General features: G+C 55.4%; 18 protein-coding genes. 8 read left to right on the top strand and 10 right to left on the bottom strand.

The genetic code is table 11. The features are described from left to right. Positions 1 to 12 precede the first annotated feature (12 nt). The gene (gene murJ, locus MJO52_RS02800; protein WP_286036999.1) at positions 13 to 1623 is read right to left on the bottom strand and encodes a murein biosynthesis integral membrane protein MurJ; all 1611 of its coding nucleotides are present in this window, start codon (positions 1621 to 1623) and stop codon (positions 13 to 15) included. A gap of 4 nt (positions 1624 to 1627) precedes the next feature. Here murJ and MJO52_RS02795 point away from each other — a divergent pair, with 4 nt between their 5' ends. From MJO52_RS02795 to rpsT, 5 genes are all read left to right on the top strand, one after another. After that, positions 1628 to 1936, top strand: a complete 309-nt coding sequence (locus MJO52_RS02795; RefSeq protein WP_252084445.1) for a hypothetical protein — start codon at positions 1628 to 1630, stop codon at positions 1934 to 1936. Positions 1937 to 2089: 153 nt separating this feature from the next. Continuing rightward, on the top strand, positions 2090 to 2776 hold the full coding sequence (locus tag MJO52_RS02790) for an OmpA family protein (RefSeq protein WP_252084444.1): 687 nt from the start codon (positions 2090 to 2092) through the stop codon (positions 2774 to 2776). A 220-nt stretch (positions 2777 to 2996) separates the two neighbouring features. After that, entirely contained in the window at positions 2997 to 3686 is a 690-nt protein-coding gene (gene pdsR / locus MJO52_RS02785; RefSeq protein ID WP_252084443.1) for a proteobacterial dedicated sortase system response regulator, read from the top strand. 49 nt (positions 3687 to 3735) lie between these two features. Further along, on the top strand, positions 3736 to 5769 hold the full coding sequence (locus MJO52_RS02780) for an ATP-binding protein (protein ID WP_252084442.1): 2034 nt from the start codon (positions 3736 to 3738) through the stop codon (positions 5767 to 5769). 143 nt (positions 5770 to 5912) lie between these two features. Then, entirely contained in the window at positions 5913 to 6179 is a 267-nt protein-coding gene (gene rpsT, locus MJO52_RS02775; RefSeq protein WP_252084441.1) for a 30S ribosomal protein S20, read from the top strand. Positions 6180 to 6249: 70 nt separating this feature from the next. On the opposite strand, the gene proB is transcribed toward rpsT, so the two are convergent. From proB to rplU, 4 genes are all read right to left on the bottom strand, one after another. Further along, positions 6250 to 7386, bottom strand: coding sequence for a glutamate 5-kinase (gene proB, locus MJO52_RS02770; protein ID WP_252084440.1), 1137 nt, complete (start codon positions 7384 to 7386; stop codon positions 6250 to 6252). A 120-nt stretch (positions 7387 to 7506) separates the two neighbouring features. Next, positions 7507 to 8712: an Obg family GTPase CgtA gene (gene cgtA, locus MJO52_RS02765; protein ID WP_252084439.1), complete on the bottom strand. Its 1206-nt coding sequence runs from the start codon at positions 8710 to 8712 to the stop codon at positions 7507 to 7509. 198 nt (positions 8713 to 8910) lie between these two features. After that, entirely contained in the window at positions 8911 to 9168 is a 258-nt protein-coding gene (gene rpmA / locus MJO52_RS02760) for a 50S ribosomal protein L27 (RefSeq protein ID WP_067086922.1), read from the bottom strand. Positions 9169 to 9185: 17 nt separating this feature from the next. Continuing rightward, positions 9186 to 9497, bottom strand: a complete 312-nt coding sequence (rplU, locus tag MJO52_RS02755) for a 50S ribosomal protein L21 (protein ID WP_252084438.1) — start codon at positions 9495 to 9497, stop codon at positions 9186 to 9188. Between the two features lie 247 nt (positions 9498 to 9744). Between rplU and ispB the strand changes: the two genes are divergently transcribed. Then, positions 9745 to 10707, top strand: a complete 963-nt coding sequence (gene ispB, locus MJO52_RS02750) for an octaprenyl diphosphate synthase (RefSeq protein WP_252084437.1) — start codon at positions 9745 to 9747, stop codon at positions 10705 to 10707. 142 nt (positions 10708 to 10849) lie between these two features. Here ispB and MJO52_RS02745 read toward each other — a convergent pair whose 3' ends face one another. Further along, complete coding sequence (locus MJO52_RS02745; protein WP_252084436.1) at positions 10850 to 12199, bottom strand: phosphomannomutase; 1350 nt, start codon at positions 12197 to 12199, stop codon at positions 10850 to 10852. Next, positions 12200 to 13048: a UTP--glucose-1-phosphate uridylyltransferase GalU gene (gene galU / locus MJO52_RS02740; protein ID WP_252084435.1), complete on the bottom strand. Its 849-nt coding sequence runs from the start codon at positions 13046 to 13048 to the stop codon at positions 12200 to 12202. Between the two features lie 276 nt (positions 13049 to 13324). On the opposite strand from galU, the gene fabA reads away from it, so the two are divergent. Next, positions 13325 to 13849: a 3-hydroxyacyl-[acyl-carrier-protein] dehydratase FabA gene (gene fabA / locus MJO52_RS02735; RefSeq protein ID WP_252084434.1), complete on the top strand. Its 525-nt coding sequence runs from the start codon at positions 13325 to 13327 to the stop codon at positions 13847 to 13849. Between the two features lie 65 nt (positions 13850 to 13914). Then, on the top strand, positions 13915 to 15138 hold the full coding sequence (fabB, locus tag MJO52_RS02730) for a beta-ketoacyl-ACP synthase I (protein ID WP_252084433.1): 1224 nt from the start codon (positions 13915 to 13917) through the stop codon (positions 15136 to 15138). A 66-nt stretch (positions 15139 to 15204) separates the two neighbouring features. On the opposite strand, the gene MJO52_RS02725 is transcribed toward fabB, so the two are convergent. From MJO52_RS02725 to MJO52_RS02715, 3 genes are all read right to left on the bottom strand, one after another. Further along, the gene (locus tag MJO52_RS02725; RefSeq protein ID WP_252084432.1) at positions 15205 to 16053 is read right to left on the bottom strand and encodes a sugar nucleotide-binding protein; all 849 of its coding nucleotides are present in this window, start codon (positions 16051 to 16053) and stop codon (positions 15205 to 15207) included. Between the two features lie 14 nt (positions 16054 to 16067). Continuing rightward, positions 16068 to 16655, bottom strand: a complete 588-nt coding sequence (gene ssb / locus MJO52_RS02720; protein WP_252084431.1) for a single-stranded DNA-binding protein — start codon at positions 16653 to 16655, stop codon at positions 16068 to 16070. 161 nt (positions 16656 to 16816) lie between these two features. Further along, positions 16817 to 17998: an MFS transporter gene (locus MJO52_RS02715; RefSeq protein ID WP_252084430.1), complete on the bottom strand. Its 1182-nt coding sequence runs from the start codon at positions 17996 to 17998 to the stop codon at positions 16817 to 16819. Between the last annotated feature and the right edge of the window lie 19 nt (positions 17999 to 18017).

Here is an 18017-nt window from a genome sequence, read left to right as displayed (position 1 = left end):
TTCTGTTCAAAGTTAACTGGTGGCGCGGAAGTGACGTGGGCGCAGGCCTGACACAAACAGGGTAAACAGGTAGGCCAAGCCCCCTGCGGCTACTATTACACCCATACGCCAGGCCCGTTCAAACCAGCCCCAGGCACTCCAACTTTCCCAGACGTGAAGGAGCCCCATCAGCACAGCGACCATCGCCAAATTCGCCGCTATCAACCGCAATAGGAATCGCCCCCAACCAGCCTCAGGCATGTAAACGTCATCCCGGCGCAAACCCTTGTACAGTAACCAGGCGTTGATTGCCGCCTGGCAGGCGGTAGCCAGCGCCAGTCCCATATGGCCGAGTTTAAAATAATGATTCAGCGGGATAACAAACAGAAGGCTCAGCACCATCTTGGCCGAAATTGCGATCAAGCCGAAACGCACCGGTGTATAGGTATCCTGACGGGCAAAATAGCCCGGCGCTAGCACTTTGATCAACATAAAAGCCAACAACCCCAAGGCGTAAGCTCGTAGGGACCAGGCCGCCATCTGCATATCTCTGGGCTGCATCTGGCCGTATTGGAATAGCGTGGTCAACAGCGGCTCAGCTAATACCACAAGGGCTACCGCCGCAGGCAGGGAGATAAGGGTAACGCTGCGCAGCGCCCAGTCGAGGGTATGGCGAAAGCGGCGCGGGTCTCCATCGCTGTGCAGACGAGACAAGCTCGGCAATATCACCGTTGCCACAGCCACACCAAACACCCCTAGCGGTAATTCGGTCAGGCGATCGGAAAAATACAACCAGGAGACACTGCCACTGGGCAGGAATGAAGCCAGCAGCGTATCCAATACCAAACTGATTTGAGTGACCGATACTCCAAAAATTGCCGGAGCCATCAGGCGCAGAATTTTGCGCACCCCCGGGTGGCTCCAATCCCACTTGGGCCTTGGCAATAACCCCTCACGCGCCAGAAAAGGCAGCTGAAACAGCAATTGCACCACTCCGGCCAAAAGCACACCCCAAGCCAAGGCCAGTATCTCCGGATCGAACCAAGCCGTACCTATAGTTGCCGCACCAATCAACACCAGATTCAACATAATTGGCGTCAGTGCCGGGATCGCAAAGCGATCAAAGCTGTTCAGAATAGCGCCGGTGAAACCCGCCAGGGAGATCAACATCAGGTAGGGGAAGGTAATTTGCAGCATGCCGGTGGCGAGCTCAAACTTTTCCCTTTCGCTCCCATCCCACCACCAGCCAAATGCAAAGATCCCTGTCACCAGAGGCGCGCACAATACGCCAAATAAAGTAACCAACAACAAAACACCGCCGAGTGCTCCCGCGACGCGATCATTGAGCTCTCGTGCTGCAGCAATGCCCCCCTTTTGGCGGTACTCCGCCAACACCGGCACAAATGCTTGGGCAAAGGCGCCCTCAGCAAACAAGCGGCGGAAAAAGTTAGGGATTTTAAACGCCACGAAAAAAGCATCGGCGGCATCCCCAGCCCCGGCAAAGCGCGCCAGGGCCATATCCCTGGCCAGGCCGGCAACCCGGGACAACATCGTTGCGGCCCCCACCACCGAGCTGCCGCGCAGGAGTCTGGATGTACCGGTTTTTTCGACGGGCTGGTCTTGGGTGGGCGGCGACTGGGGCAACGCTGTGACTCCTGGATTTGGGCGATATCTGCTGGCCGGCAAGTCTACCGCAATTCCACAAAAGTCATTGAGGGATGGATATCTTAATGCTCCTACGACCTGGAGCCCACGAGCCTATACTAGCTGTGAATTAGTGACGCGTCCCACGGAATCGGTGGCGCGGGGAGAAGACAGGATGACCATTAACGCTTTGATTATTGCCCTGGCACTGGCGATTGTGCTTTACATTGCGATAATGCGTGGCCCCCGCCCCCAGCGTGTGCGTGTCCGCGTAGATTCGCCCCGCGACCGGCGCTACCACCGCCTGAAATAACAGGACACACCGGTTGCCATCTTTCGCCACAATTGCGCAGCGATTTGCCACCACTGCGCCACGCCAGTGCCTCCTTGGAGCTTTTTAATAGCACTCAAACGGGCCACACACAGCCCCACCGAGTAAGAAGAAAGCCCCCAAGGAGAGTAAGCAATGAAAAAAACATTAATGGTTGCAGCCCTGACTTCCCTGATCGCCTCTGGTACCCAGGCGAATGAACTCAACGAATCAAAACTGACCCCGGCCAAGCAGGCCACGGTCTTTACCACGGCAGCCGTTGCCGGTGCCGCTGTAGGGGGCCCTGTCGGGTTTATCGCCGGCGCAATCGGTGGAGCCTGGCTCGGCGAACAGGTCAAGCAAGCAGAAGAGGCTGATATGCTGGCAACACAATTGACAGAGAGCCGTGCAGAGCTCAGCAACCTGGCACAGCAACTGGATGCGGCTCGACTGTCCGCGAATGATGCCAGCCAAGTGGCACTGGATTCATTACAGTTCCAGATGCTATTCACCACCGGAGAAGACGAACTCCAGACCACCCAGCTTCAACAGCTGAATGCCATGGCAGACTTCCTGAAACGCCATCCCCACCTGCAAATACAACTAGAGGGACACGCGGACCCACGGGGCAGCGATGGTTACAACAACGTGCTCTCTGACCAACGTGCCCTAAGTGTTGAACAGGCACTGATCTCCCTGGGCATTGACGCCTCCCGCATCAGCCGCCGCGCTATGGGCTCCACCTACTCGGAGGCCCCCAAGGGCGATGTCGACGCCTACGCCATGGAGCGCCGTGTAGATATCCGCTTTTCCTTACCGGAATCCATGGCCGGACACTTCTAACAACTGCTAAACAGCCGTGATGGACTACAAATCCTCTCGGCTGCGCAAGGTGACTTCAAATCGCTATTGCGCCTGTGGACTGATTAAAAATATGGCCACAAACTCTCCTCCGTGAAAGAAACCCTGTTGTGCTTGCGGGCCATTTGCGCCCGCCTTTTTGCCAATAAGCTGCTATTTCGTGCATGATTCTCCGCCACAAAGGAAGCAGCCGGAATCAGCCATGAGTGCAACTATCGCTATTGTCGAAGACGAGCGCGCCATCGCCGAAAATTACCGCGATGCATTGCGCCGCAGCGGTTATCGAGTCGATCTCTACAGCGCAAGAATTGAGGCCATGGAAGCTTTCCGGCAGCGACTGCCAGACCTGGCGGTAATCGACGTCGGGCTCGGCAGTGAAGTGGAAGGCGGTTTTGAGCTTTGCAGAGAGCTGCGCGCCATGGCCCCCAGTCTGCCAATCCTGTTTCTCACCGCCAGAGATTCCGAACTGGATATTATTTCGGGACTACGCCTCGGCGCAGACGACTATCTCACTAAGGATATCTCCCTGCCCCATATGCAGGCGCGTATCAATGCGCTGCTGCGACGGGTCAGCGTACTGCGCGACCAGAGCGATGAAGGGGAAAGCCTAACCCAGGGCAAGCTGGAATTGGATATTTCCCGGTTGCATTGCCACTGGGACGGAAGGGTAGTTGATCTCACTGTCACTGAATTCTGGATTGTCCACGCTCTAGCCAAGCGCCCCGGGCATGTGAAGTCCCGCAGTCAGTTGATGGAGGCCGCTCGGGTAGTTCTGGATGACAACACCATCACCTCCCACGTAAAGAGAATCCGCAAAAAATTTCAGGCCCTGGATAATGAATTCAACGCTATAGGTACAGCCTATGGCATGGGCTATCGCTGGCAGCTCTGATTGCCTCGGCAACATAGCAGCCGGTCTACAGCTTTTCGGGGACCCGTAGATGAAACTTCGCCGACAACTCCTATTGGTGAGCCTTGTGGCGCTGGCCCTGCCCTGGGCTGGGTGTCAGTATCTCCGTCAGGTGGATGCGGCACTGGCGCAGGGCCAACTACAGGCCCTTGAGGCCACAGCTGCTGCAATTGCCGCGCGCCTGGCCAGCGCACCAGAGTTAATCGCTCCCGATCCCGCACGCCATGCTAGACCGCCTGGCAGCCAGCTCTACTTAAACCCCCTCTCCCACCCTCCAGTTGTAGATGGTTACGGGGACGATTGGCGTCCCTGGGAGCTTACTCCCCGAGAACTGCTCAATGAGCAGCACATGCCCCAGGCCCGGATCACACTCGGGCAGTATGCTGATCAGATCTACCTACTGCTAACAGTAAGTGATGAGACCCCAGCCTACCGGGACCCTCGCACAAATCTGCTCGCCGGAGGGGATACCGTTGAACTGTTTACCAATGGGCGCCATTACCTGTTGCCAGTGGCGATCCGGGGGCCTGTCGAGGCCTTTTGGTACAATCCACGCGAAGGCAACTACCAACGCGAATTGCGCCTGCGCGGGCGCTGGACCACTTCACCGAAGGGGTATCAACTAGAGCTCAGCCTTCCCTACACACTCACACGTGACAGCCTGTCCATTCAAATACTCGACCGCACCAGTAGCAACGGTTCCCCACCAGTTCACAGTGCCAGCACCCTTCCCGCCGATGGCCTGCCAGGGCACTTAGTTGCCCTACTGCCCAAGCTGCAGGCGGAATTGGACCACTTTGCCCGCCCAGACCTGCGCTTGGCAGTCGTAGACAGCGAGGGATTCCTGCTCGCCAGTAACGACCAATCACAGGTGGCCATTGAGGAGCAGAGCACACCGCGGCCCTGGCTGCGCAGTTGGATTTATCGCAAACTGCTTGCCAGGGAAGAGCTACCAAAGCTACCCCAAAATGAACTGCCGCTAAGCAGTGGCATTGGACGTGATACAGCCGAGCAGTGGTTTGGCGGGCCACTACAGTCGCGTATAGGAGCAGTCAGTGTGCCCGTGATAACTCGGGCTGACGAAGTCGTAGAAAGGCCTCTACTGGGACGAGTGCTTGTGTTGCAGTCCGCTGAGGCTATGCAGTCGATGACCGATAGCGCCGCACACAGGTTATGGTTGATTAGCTGTGCGGCAGCAGCAACCGCACTGCTGTTTTTGCTCGGCTACGCCAGCTGGCTATCTTGGCGCATTCGCAAGCTGCACCGCGCTGCGCGCAATGCGGTCGACAGCAGTGGCAAATTGCGTGGCAACTTTCCCCTCTCCTCTGCCAGAGACGAACTGGGTGCACTTAACCGTGCCTTTGCCAGTCTGCTGGGCGAGCTAGATCAGTATCACCAATACCTGCGAACCCTCGCCAGTAAATTGTCCCACGAGTTGCGCACGCCTCTCGCGGTGGTGCGCTCTTCACTCGATAACCTCTCCACCGGCAAACTGGATGAAGACAGCCGCCGCTATGCCGAACGCGCACTGGATGGCAGTGCCCGCCTATCCGGCATCCTCAACAGCCTCTCTGCGGCCAGCAACCTGGAAGCCAGCATTCATCAGGCAGAGCGCGAGCGCTTTGACTTGGCGGACCTGCTGGAAGTTATGGTGCAGTGCTATGGCGACGCCCACCCCCGCCACCAATTTTCTCTGAAAAAGCCAAATGGAGAGCTTCGCTGTGAGGGCGCGCCGGAGCTACTGGCACAGCTTTTAGATAAGCTGGTAGACAATGCCTGTAGTTTCGCCCCAAAGCACAGTGAGATTCAGCTTGCAGTCTACAACGAAAAGGACGGCTACCTAATTAGTGTGAGTAACGACGGTCCATTGCTACCCAATGGCTATGCACACAAGCTGTTCGATTCCCTGGTATCTGTGCGTAAGGAAGGTGACAACGCTGGGCATTTGGGCCTTGGATTGCATATCGCTAAATTGATTGCTGACTTTCACCGAGCCCGTTTGGAGGCTCGAAATCGCACAGATAATAGCGGTGTGGAGTTCAACCTAAAACTGCCGACCCGCTAATCACGCACCAGCACAGGCAGACAAAGCGCAAGCTATCTGCCCAGATGGTTGACAAACAACCAGCTGTGGGGATAATGTCGCGTCCCGATCGGGCCCCAGGGCCTGTTAGTTACAGATTTATAGATTCCAGACAGGAGCAACCGGTGGCCAACTCACCTCAAGCGAAGAAACGCGCGCGCCAGAACGACAAGCGCCGCATGCATAACGCCAGTCTGCGCTCCATGGTGCGCACCTACATTAAGAAGGTAGTTGCGGCCATCGATGCAGGCGACGCTGAAAAAGCAAAAACTGCATACGCAGAAGCGGTTCCCGTTATCGACCGCATGGCAGACAAAGGTATTATTCACAAGAATAAAGCCGCTCGTCATAAGAGCCGCCTGAACGCTCAGGTTAAAACTCTCGCCGCCTAATTCTTTAGGTAGCAGACACAAAAAACCCCGCAATGCGGGGTTTTTTTATGTCTGAAAGCCAGCGCTTCTGCTAGAGCAAGATAAGATTATCTCTGTGTATCAACTCATCGTCATCACGATAGCCGAGCAACTCAACAAAGCGCTCCGATGACTGCCCGAGAATCCTGGCACTCTCGCTGCTGTCATAATTTACAAGACCACGGGCGATCTCATGACCCGCACCATCAAGACAGGAAACCAAGTCTCCCCGGTGAAAACGCCCCTGCACCGCAGTCACCCCCACCGATAGCAAACTCTTACCACCATCGCGCAATGCCCTCTCAGCACCACTATCGAGGGTGAGACTACCGCGCACCTGTAGCTGCCCAGCTAGCCAGCGCTTCCTCGCCGCCAAGGGGTCCGCCTCCGGAAGCAGGAGAGTTCCCAAATCCTCGCCCCTCCATACCCGCGTTACCACTCCCTCTCTGGCACCCCCAGCAATCACAGTGCAGGCACCGGAACGAGCCGCCAGTTGTGCCGCGCGCACTTTGGTGGTCATACCTCCTCGTCCCAGACCACTGCGGGAGTCCCCCGCCATCCCCAGTAGCCTCGGATCCAGCGCCGAGGCCTCACCAACAAGCTCCGCATCGGGGTTATCGCGAGGGTCTTCGGTAAAGAGCCCATCGGCATCAGTCAAAATCAACAAGGCATCCGCCTCGACAAGGTTAGCCACCAACGCCGCCAAGGTGTCGTTATCACCGAAACGTATTTCATCGGTTACGACGGTATCGTTTTCATTGACGATCGGCACAGCTCCCAATGAGAGTAGTGTTCGCAATGTACTGCGCGCATTGAGGTAACGAGTGCGGTTGGAGAGATCATCATGATCCAACAAAATCTGCGCGCTGCGTATATCGAAGAGACCGAAAGCCTGCTCATAGACCTGCACCAAATGGCTCTGCCCTATCGCAGCTGCGGCCTGCAACTGATGGATCGACTCCGGCCTGCGGTTCCAGCCGAGACGATCCATACCCGCGGCTACTGCCCCAGAAGAAACCAACACCACTTCAACACCCTGCTGGCGCAATTCGGCGATCTGTGCCACCCAGGCGCAGATCGCCGAATTATTGACGCCGCGACCGTTATCAGTAAGCAGGGCACTGCCAATTTTTACCACCCAGCGCTGCCCCTTAGAAAGTCCTCTACGGGACACTGATACGGAGCCCATACTTCCTCCCTGGACACCGGCCCCTAGGGGCCTATCGAATTATCATCACATTGCCGGTAAAGGGCCGAGCTGACAGAAATTCTGCGCGGCAGCACAGATTTGCCACCGGAAACATACGATTCAGGAGCGATACTCAATATCGACATCGTGATCGTCATCATCCCAGTCTTCGTCATCATCGACATGCCCCTTGGCAGCCCTGCGTTTGGCGCGATGGCTATCCCGAAGCTCCTCGATACGCTCGCGGGCTTCGCGCTGCATCTGACGCTGCGCCTCCAGTTCAGCCTCAGCCAATTCCGGATCGCGATTCTCCTGCTCTTGGCGCTCCTCCAGGTAATCCATCAAGCGGCCGCTAAGCACATCCGTACCCTCACCGCGAATAGCCGCCACCCGGAACACCGGCCCTTTCCAGCCCAGCGCATCCACAACCGACTGACAGCGCTCTTCCAGTTCAGCAGCAGGCACCAGGTCAGTCTTATTCAGTACCAACCAGCGCTCTCGACCCGCCAGAGTATCGCTAAAACTAGCCAGTTCACGCTCGATAGCGCGGGCGTTCTCCACTGGGTCCGAACTATCAAATGGCGCCAGGTCTACCAAATGCAGGAGCACCCGGCAGCGAGTCAAATGCTTGAGGAAACGAATACCCAGGCCTGCCCCTTCAGCCGCCCCCTCAATCAAACCCGGAATATCGGCAATCACAAAACTGCGATGCCGCTGTACCTGTACCACGCCTAGGTTTGGCACCAAGGTCGTGAAGGGATAGTTGGCAACCTTGGGCTTGGCCGCCGATACCGCCCGAATAAACGTGGACTTGCCAGCATTGGGCAGCCCCAACATCCCCACATCTGCAAGCACCTTCAACTCCAACTTCAGGCTGCGAAGCTCACCCTCGCTACCATTGGTGGTCTGGCGAGGGGCTCGGTTAGTACTCGATTTAAAGCGCGTATTACCCAAACCGTGAAAGCCCCCCTGGGCGACCAGCAGACGCTCACCGGCTCGGGTCATGTCACCAACAGCTTCACCGGTATCCACATCGATTACTGTGGTGCCCACAGGCACTTTAAGAACAAGGTCTTCCCCTTTGGCCCCAGTACAGTTACGCCCGCGGCCAGGCTGGCCGCTCTCAGCGGCGTAACGGGGCTGGTAGCGGTAATCTACCAGAGTGTTGAGGGAATCATCGGCCTCCAGGTAGACGGAACCGCCATCACCGCCGTCACCGCCGTCCGGACCACCCTTCTCTACAAACTTTTCCCTGCGGAAACTCAGGCAGCCATTGCCGCCTTTACCCGCCTGCACAAATATGGGCGCCTCATCGACAAACTTCATAATCACTCCACCGCCACAGCGGTTGTCTCATCCGGTGCGCACATACACACACCTACCATCATATTCATCATACCAGCCGACAAGCCGCCACTCGCAGGCATCTGCCGCCCCAACTTCCCACCACCCTCTATTAGGGCTGCCCCAACAAAAAAGCCCCGCAATAGCGGGGCTTTTTATGAAGCTAGGGCTTGCGACCGCTTAAGCAGTTTCGATAGAAACGAACTTGCGGTTGTTGGGGCCTTTAACTTCAAACTTCACAACGCCGTCCGCAGTGGCGAACAGGGTGTGATCTTTGCCCATACCAACGTTAACACCAGCGTGGAACTTGGTGCCACGTTGACGAACGATGATGTTGCCTGCCGCTACAGCTTGGCCGCCAAAGCGCTTCACGCCCAGGCGTTTACTCTCGGAATCGCGACCATTTCGCGTACTACCGCCAGCTTTCTTATGTGCCATGAGTCGTTACTCCTCTCTTATGCCTTGATGCCAGTGATTTTAACTTCGGTGTACCACTGACGGTGGCCCTGGCGCTTCATGGAGTGCTTACGACGGCGGAATTTGATGATCTTCACTTTCTCGCCGCGGCCGTGGCTTACCACTTCAGCAGATACTTTAGCGCCGTCTACAACGGGAGCGCCGATGTTGATTTTGTCGCCATCAACGACCATCAGCACTTTGTCGAAATCGATGGTTTCGCCAGTAGCTACTTCCAGCTTTTCCAGGCGAAGTACTTCGCCTTCTTCTACACGGTGTTGCTTACCACCGCTCTCAATAACAGCGTACATATTTCTATGCTCCGGTATGGACGACACGAAGCAGCGGGAGGACTGTCGAGTCACTGCTCCGCATTTCGGGAGCTTGCGCCGTGTTGTTTAACATCTATTTCGCCGGCGGCACCAGCAACAGTAAAGCCGCGGAGCCCGCAATCGACGGGGCGCAGATTCTAATCAATTCGCCGGGTTGATACAATAGCGGCCCTCTGCCGCCCGAGCCTTCGGGGGCGCCTGTCTAGTCGTATTAAGGAACTCTCAAATGCTGCCTTTTCACCGGGTCGCCGCCGAAGACTTTGCCGCGGTCAACCAGCGTATTCTCGACCAACTGCACTCGGATGTCCCCCTGGTGGAAAATATAGGCCACTACTTGGTTGAGGCCGGCGGCAAACGCCTGCGACCCCTGCTGGTGCTGCTATGTGCCAGGGCCTGCAACTACCAAGATGAGGGCCATATTGATCTGGCCACCATTATCGAATTTATCCACACCGCCACCCTGCTACACGATGATGTGGTGGACACCTCCGATATGCGCCGCGGCCGCCTTACCGCCAATGCCAAATGGGGCAATGCACCCAGCGTCCTGGTGGGAGACTTTCTATACTCCCGTGCCTTCCAGATGATGATTGCCCTACAGGACATGCGCATCATGGCAATCCTTTCTGATACCACCAATACCATTGCCGAAGGTGAAGTACAGCAGCTGGTAAACGCCGGCGACCCAGAGGTCAGCGAAGAAAACTACTTCAGTGTAATTTACAAGAAAACCGGAGCGTTGTTCGAAGCGGCCTGTGAGACCGCCGCCGTTTTGGCCGACTGTTCCGCCGAGGAACAAAATGCCCTGAAACTGTATGGACGCCATTTAGGCCTCGCATTCCAGCTGGTGGATGACGCCCTGGATTATCGAGGCAACCCGGAAGAACTAGGCAAAAATGTCGGCGACGATCTTGCGGAGGGCAAGCCCACACTTCCCCTGATCTACACCATGGCCAATGGCAGCCAAAACCAGGTGGCTCTGGTAAAGGAGGCGATTGAACAGCGCAGTGCAGCAAAACTGGTAGAAATTGTCGAGGCTATTGAGGCCTGCGGAGCACTGGATTACACCATGGAGCGGGCCCGCGCTGCCGTGGAGGATGCCAAAGCTCAGTTGGATTTCCTACCCGAGAGTGATCAAAAAACCGCACTACAACAACTAGCTAGCTTTGCCGTGGAGAGAAATGTCTAGCAAGCTCGGAGTATCGTCCTATCCCTAGATACGAGAAGGCCAGATGTCGTAAACCAGCACCCATTAAAAAAGCCCCATAAAATGGGGCTTTTTTAATTTCAAGGTGGCAGCTCATGAAGCCTATCCAGAGCTGATCAGGAAATCACGAACGAATCAGCTTTAGTAGCTCTTCGGTCTTCTCACGCATCAAAGCCTTATCCCCGCGGGACTCAACATTGAGGCGAATCACGGGTTCAGTATTGGACATGCGTAAATTAAAGCGCCACTCGGCATAAGCCACGCTCAGGCCATCCACATGCTCGACACTGAGTGCATCTGCACCATACTTTTCCTCTGCAGCTTTAATAACCGCTGCCGCATCCTGCACCTTGGAGTTGATCTCACCCGAGCAAGGGAAAGCCGCCATGCGCTCCCCGACCAACTGGGACAGAGTCTTACCGCTTCGACTGACCAGCTCCGCCACCAACAACCAGGGGATCATGCCACTATCGCAGTAGGCGAAGCCACGGAAATAATGGTGTGCACTCATCTCACCACCATAAATGGCATCTTCTTTGCGCATGCGCTCCTTGATAAAGGCATGGCCAGTTTTACTTTGAACCGGCTCACCCCCAGCAGCACGCACAATAGCTTCCGTATTCCACAGCAGGCGCGGATCGTGGACCACTTTGGCGCCTTTGTGCTTGACCAGAAAGGCCTCGGCAAGCAGGCCGACCACATAGTAGCCCTCGATAAAATCACCGTTTTCATCGAAGAAAAAACAGCGGTCAAAATCTCCATCCCAGGCAATACCAAAGTCGGCGCCACTCTCACGCACCGCCTCTGCAGTAGAGGCACGGTTTTCCGGTAGGATTGGGTTGGGGATACCGTTGGGGAAATTCCCATCTGGCTGATGGTGAACCCGCACAAACTCAAAAGGCAAGTGAGGGGCTAGCGCATCGACAACTGCACCTGCACCACCATTGCCCGCATTCACTACCAGCTTCAAAGGCTTCAGCGCTTTACTATCAACATAACCCAGTAAGTGCTCAACAAAAGCCGGCCTGTGTTCAAAGCTCTGCAGTTCACCGCGCTCTGCAACAGGAGCAAAGTGGTTTTCCTCTGCCAGGCGCTTGACTTCCAATAACCCGGTATCCCCACTAATCGGCCTACTACCCGCGCGAACAAACTTCATGCCATTGTAATTCATGGGGTTATGGCTGGCGGTAACACAGATACCGCCATCAAAATCACCATGGAAAGTAGCGAAATACACTTCTTCGGTGCCGCATTCACCAATGTGGAAGACATCGGTACCAGCGTCGCGCAAACCGTTCACCAGGGCATCCGTCAGCTCACCACTGGTAAGTCGAATATCATGACCAACCACAACACGTTTCGCCCCCAGAAATTGGGCAAATGCCCGCCCCACCCGATAAGCCACTTCGGTATTCAGCTCATCAGGCACGCGGCCACGCAAATCATAGGCTTTAAAGCAGGTCAGCTCTGACACTTATTTTTTCTCCTCGGCAGCCTGTTCCGGCAGATACACACTTTCAAAGACGTGGTTAGTGGCCTCAATAAACCCTTCCACAGAGCCACAGTCAAAGCGCCGCCCCTTAAAAGCGTAAGCAAGAACACAGCCCTGGCGCGCCTGGGTCAGCAACGCATCGGTAATTTGCACTTCTCCATTTTTGCCCGGCGGGGTATCGCGGATGAGATCAAAAATATCTGGAGTGAGAATATAGCGGCCTATGATTGCCTTATTGCTTGGCGCATCTTCAGCGGCCGGCTTTTCCACCATATCCGTTACCTGGTATAGGCCCGGCTTGATTTCATTGCCGGCAATCACACCGAATTTATGAATCTGCTCCATAGGCACTTCTTCGACGGCCACAATGCTGCAGCGAAACTGCTTGTAAAGCTGCACCATCTGCGAAAGTACACCAAGGTCATTATTCAGACACAGGTCATCCGCCAAAACTACCCCAAATGGCTCATCCCCTACTAGGCGGCGTCCCTGTAATATCGCATCGCCCAAACCACGCATTTCACCTTGGCGGGTATAAGAAAAGCTGGCACTGTCAATCACCTTCCGAACAGAGTCCAAATAACGCTCTTTACCTGTCCCGGCAATTTGGTGCTCCAGCTCGTAATTGGTATCGAAGTGGTCCTCAATAGCGCGCTTACCGCGCCCAGTAACGAAACCTATCTCTGTCAGGCCGGCTTCGATGGCCTCTTCTACCCCATACTGCACCAACGGCTTGTTCACCAATGGCAACATTTCCTTCGGCATCGCCTTGGTGGCTGGCAGGAAACGGGTGCCGTAACCGGCAACCGGGAATAAACATTTTTTGAGCATTATGCTCCCCCATGAACTTAAAACGAGCGCTCCCCCGCTCCCGGCGGGAACCTAACATAGCTAAAAAGAGAGTTCACTTACAAAGGATGGCGTCAAATTCCCTCAATGTGTCAGCGCTCTACACAAATGATCATATAAGATGTTGTGAAGGTAATTACTACGACAGTCACAAAAATAATTTTGACTGACTGGACAAGCGACACACAGCGCTTAGAATGCCCGCTCTTACAAAAACGCTCAACATGAGTTGCGTAACCACCCAAAGCCGGGGAGAAGATGAGTAATTTTGTTCAAAAAAGTAGCTACAACAGAGAGGAGCTACTGACCTGCTCCAGCGGAGAGATGTTTGGTCCAGGCAACGCACAATTGCCCGCCCCCAACATGCTGATGTTGGACCGTATCACCCATATATCAAAAGAGGGGGGAGCATATGATAAGGGTGAAGTCATCGCCGAGCTGGATATACACCCCGACCTCTGGTTTTTTGATTGCCACTTTCCCGGTGACCCGGTAATGCCCGGGTGCTTGGGGCTCGATGCCATGTGGCAGCTCCTAGGCTACTTTTTGGCCTGGAAGGGTAATCCCGGGCATGGCCGTGCCCTCGGCTGTGGGGAGGTAAAGTTTACCGGTCAAATTTTACCTACCAGCAAGAAGGTAACCTACCACATTCAATTGAGTCGGCTTGTTGAACGAAAGCTGGTTATGGGTATTGGCGATGGTACTGTGTCAGTGGATGGGCGTGAAATCTACACTGCAAAAGACCTTCGCGTTGGTTTATTTACTCGTACTGATAACTTTTAACTTTATAAAGCTCAGGCGGGCAAAACTTTAAAGGCCTTTACTACCAAGTACTGTTGGAGATCACTATGCGTCGGGTAGTCATTACCGGGATGGGCATCACATCCTGTATCGGTACCAATACAAAAGAAGTTACCGATTCACTAAGAGCAGGCCGCAGCGGTATCCGCTTCCAGGAGGAGTACAAAGAGCTAGGCCTGCGTAGCCAGGTTGCAGGCCCTGTGGATATCGATTTCAAAGAACATATAGACCGCAAGCAACTGCGCTTTATGGGAGATGCTGCCGCCTATGCTTACATCGCCATGCGAGAGGCAATCGAAATGTCCGGCTTGGAGGAGAAAGACATCTCCAACCCTCGAACCGGCATTGTGATGGGTTCCGGCGGCACCTCCACCCAAAATATTATTGATGCCGCACACACGCTCAAGGAAAAGGGGGTTCGCCGTGTCGGCGCCTACCGAGTTCCCCAGGTGATGAACAGCACCGTTTCAGCCTGCTTATCCACACCCTATAAAATCAAAGGTGTGAACTACAGCATCTCCTCCGCCTGTGCCACAAGTGCCCACTGCATCGGCAACGGTGCCGAACTGATTCAGATGGGCAAACAGGATATTGTCTTCGCCGGTGGCGGTGAGGAACTGGCCTGGAGTCTCACGCACCTGTTCGACGCCATGGGCGCCCTATCGAGCAAGTTTAACGACGACCCCACTAAGGCCTCACGCCCCTACGATGCCGATCGGGATGGTTTTGTTATCGCCGGTGGTGGTGGCTGTCTGATTCTGGAAGAAATGGACCATGCACTCGCCCGCGGCGCAACCATTTACGCCGAACTCACTGGCTACGGCGCAACTTCTGATGGATACGATATGGTGGCCCCGAGTGGAGAAGGCGCAGTGCGCTGCATGAAGCAAGCCCTAGCGGGCATGGATGGCAATGGGCTGCAAGGCGGTGTGGACTACATCAACACCCACGGCACCTCAACCCCGGTCGGCGATATCGCTGAGCTAAAAGCCATGAGCGAAGTCTTTGCCGGCAAAGTGCCCGCATTTGCCTCCACCAAGTCTCTAACCGGACACTCCCTCGGCGCTGCCGGCGTGCAGGAGGCCATCTACAGTCTGCTAATGATGCAAAATAACTTTATTGCCGCTTCCGCCAATGTGGAGCACCGGGACCCAGAAGCGGAAGGGATGGATCTAGTTACTGAATTGCGCGAGTGCGAGATTAAGCGTGCCATGTCCAACAGCTTTGGTTTCGGTGGTACCAACGCTTGCCTAATTTTCGATAAAGTTTAAAGCCGTTATCTTGATCCAAATAAAAAGGGCGCCAATGTGGCGCCCTTTTTATAATCGCTTATAGAGCTATTCCTGCATCTCCGCGTCCAGACGCTCCAGCCACAGCTCCACCTGCCTAGTGAGACCTTGACGCCAGCTATGCTGCTGTATGCCAAAGACATCGCGCAACTTACCACAGGCCAACACCACCCCCCGGTTCTGGTCCGGCCCGGTTTCCAGTGCGCTGAATTGTGCGAACCTGCCCTCGTCGTAGAGTGACTGGGCTCGCTCCACAACCTCAAGGGCAAACTCCACCGCAGTACAGTCATCCGAGCTGCCGTAGTGATAGATCCCTCTAGCCTCAGCACCACTGGCTAGTTGCTGCGCCACTGCAACTGCAACACGAGCCAGATCCAGGGCCGTGACCGGGTTACCGCTATTACAGCCATCCAGTGTGACCGGCTCACCCGTCACAAAACCCCGTAACACCCGCCCCAGCAGAGCATCAGGATTGCTATCCACCATCCAGCCAAAACGCAGAACTGTCAGATTCTCTAATTCTGATAAGGCTTCCTCACAAGCCAGCCATTGCCGCCCACTGTGAGATTGAGGTGCAGCTACCTCATCCTCATCGTATTTCCTCGGTTCACCACCGGCAAAGACCGCATAGGAAGAGAGGTGAATAACATGCTGACAGGAGCACTGTGCCAATGACTCAGCAATCTCTAGGGCTTCCGGCATACCCTGGTCATCCGCGCATGCCGACGCATTAATGACAATAGAGGCGGGGCGCAACTTATCGAGTTCTGCGGGTGCAAGCAGCTGTATACGGAAACCAGCACGCTGCAGGCGTTTCTGCAGCGCGCTATCGATATCGTTTCCGGCGCGAATTAGCGCAACCCGATCCGGCTTATATCCGGTATGTAGATCAGACACAGGACAGGCCTGTTTTAGAAGGGGATATCGTCGTCAAAGCTATTATCAAAACCACCGGCAGGGCCCTGGCTTTGCTGCTGCGCAGGTTGCTGTTGGTTACTGGGAGCCGGGCGCCCCTGATTACCCTGCTGATAGCCACCTTGCTGGAAACCGCCCTGCTGTTCGTAACCGCCTTGCTGACCGCCCATCTGGCTCCCCATAGCTGCACCTGCCGCACCCATTGCGGCACCGCCCATACCCTGACCGAAACCGCCCTGCTCTCCGCGACCATCCAGCATTTGCATTTCGCTGGCAACAATCTCCGTAGTGTAGCGATCCTGACCAGTATTCTTATCCTGCCATTTACGCGTGCGCAGCGAACCTTCTACATAGACCTTTGCACCTTTACGTAAATACTCACCGGCAATCTCTGCCAAGCGGTTGAAAAATACTACGCGGTGCCATTCAGTGCGCTCCTGCTGCTGGCCAGTCTGCTTATCCTTCCAGCTCTCGCTGGTGGCTAAGCTGATATTGGTAACCGCACCACCGCTCGGCATATATTTGGTTTCCGGGTCATTACCCAGATTGCCAATTAAGATTACTTTGTTGATACCCCTGGCCATGGCCCTCTCCTCTCTTCGACCCGGGTCCCACCCGGAGCACTAATCATTCAATATTAAATTTCAGGTACGGTTTCACTCGTACTCTGAGTATGTAAGCACGCAGCCACTTACAGCTGCAGACAGTGTATTTTTATACAGCAGCATACAACAGACACCCACTGTTAGTAAGCGCTACCCTCACGGATGTCGGAGAGCCGCTCGCGCAGAGCCCACCAAAGCAGTATCCAAATTGCCACTACAGCAAAACCGAGCCCCGCTACAGCACTGGTGCCACCGAGTCCATACAGATATCCACCCAGACTGCCGCCGACAAAGGTGCCAAAAAACTGTAGCGTCGCATACAGGCCCGAAGCTGCCCCACGGGCATCCTCCGGGGCTTTGCGAGTCAACTGGGCCGGCAGCAGGGCCTCCAACAGATTGAAGCCCACAAAGAAAATACTCAGCAGCAGTACAACTGTTATTGTTCCATTCATCGGCAGTAACGCCGCGCTGCCAGCAACCAGAGCAAGCGCCGCCAGGTTCAGCGCAAGCGGCACTTTGCCAGTGCGCTCGGCCATTCGCATTAAGGGCAGCATAATGATAAAGGTGCCCAGCATTAGTGGACCATAAAGTTTCCAGTGCTCATCCGCCGGCCAATCCAGGCGATCGACTAGCACCAGTGGCAATGCCACAAACAGCGCCGTCAATAGTAAGTGAGAAAAGAAGGCCCCGCTGACCAGGCGCCAAGTCAGGCCACTACCCAATACTTTGCGGAAACCGCCCTTAAATACCGCAGGGCGCTTTGCTACTTGAGGTGTTGGCACCACCCGCCATACCAGCAACATGCCGAGTACGGCCAGTACTGCTGTCAGCCAGAAAATGGCTGGCAGTCCGCCAACACCCGCGAGTGCCGGGCCCAGTATTACCGCCAACATAAAGGCCACACCGATCGAGGCCCCGATCACGGCCATGGCAATGCCGCGCTTCTCATCCCGGGTCAAATCAGCCACCAGCGCCATCACTGCGGCAGCGATCGCTCCACACCCCTGTAACACCCGGCCGACAATCAGCCCATATACGGAATCTGTCTGAGCAGCGACGATACTGCCTAGGGCGAATAGCGCCAGGCCGGTATAAATTACGGGTTTTCGGCCCCAGCGATCAGACAGGAGTCCCAGCGGAATCTGCAATAAGGCCTGACTCAAACCGTAGGCACCCATGGCCAACCCCAGCAGCATCGGAGTGCTATCACGATAACCTTCACCGTACACCGTGAGCACCGGCAGCACCATAAACAGGCCGAGCATGCGAAACACATAAAGGGAAGCCAGCCCACCCAGGGCTCGGCGCTCAATAGAATTCATGCAGCTCCCGGAACAGCGT

It is taken from the genome of Microbulbifer variabilis (assembly GCF_023716485.1).
GTDB lineage: Bacteria > Pseudomonadota > Gammaproteobacteria > Pseudomonadales > Cellvibrionaceae > Microbulbifer > Microbulbifer variabilis_B.
The sequence above is the reverse complement of the archived record's forward strand: the minus strand, read 5'-3'. Positions and strand labels throughout refer to the sequence as shown.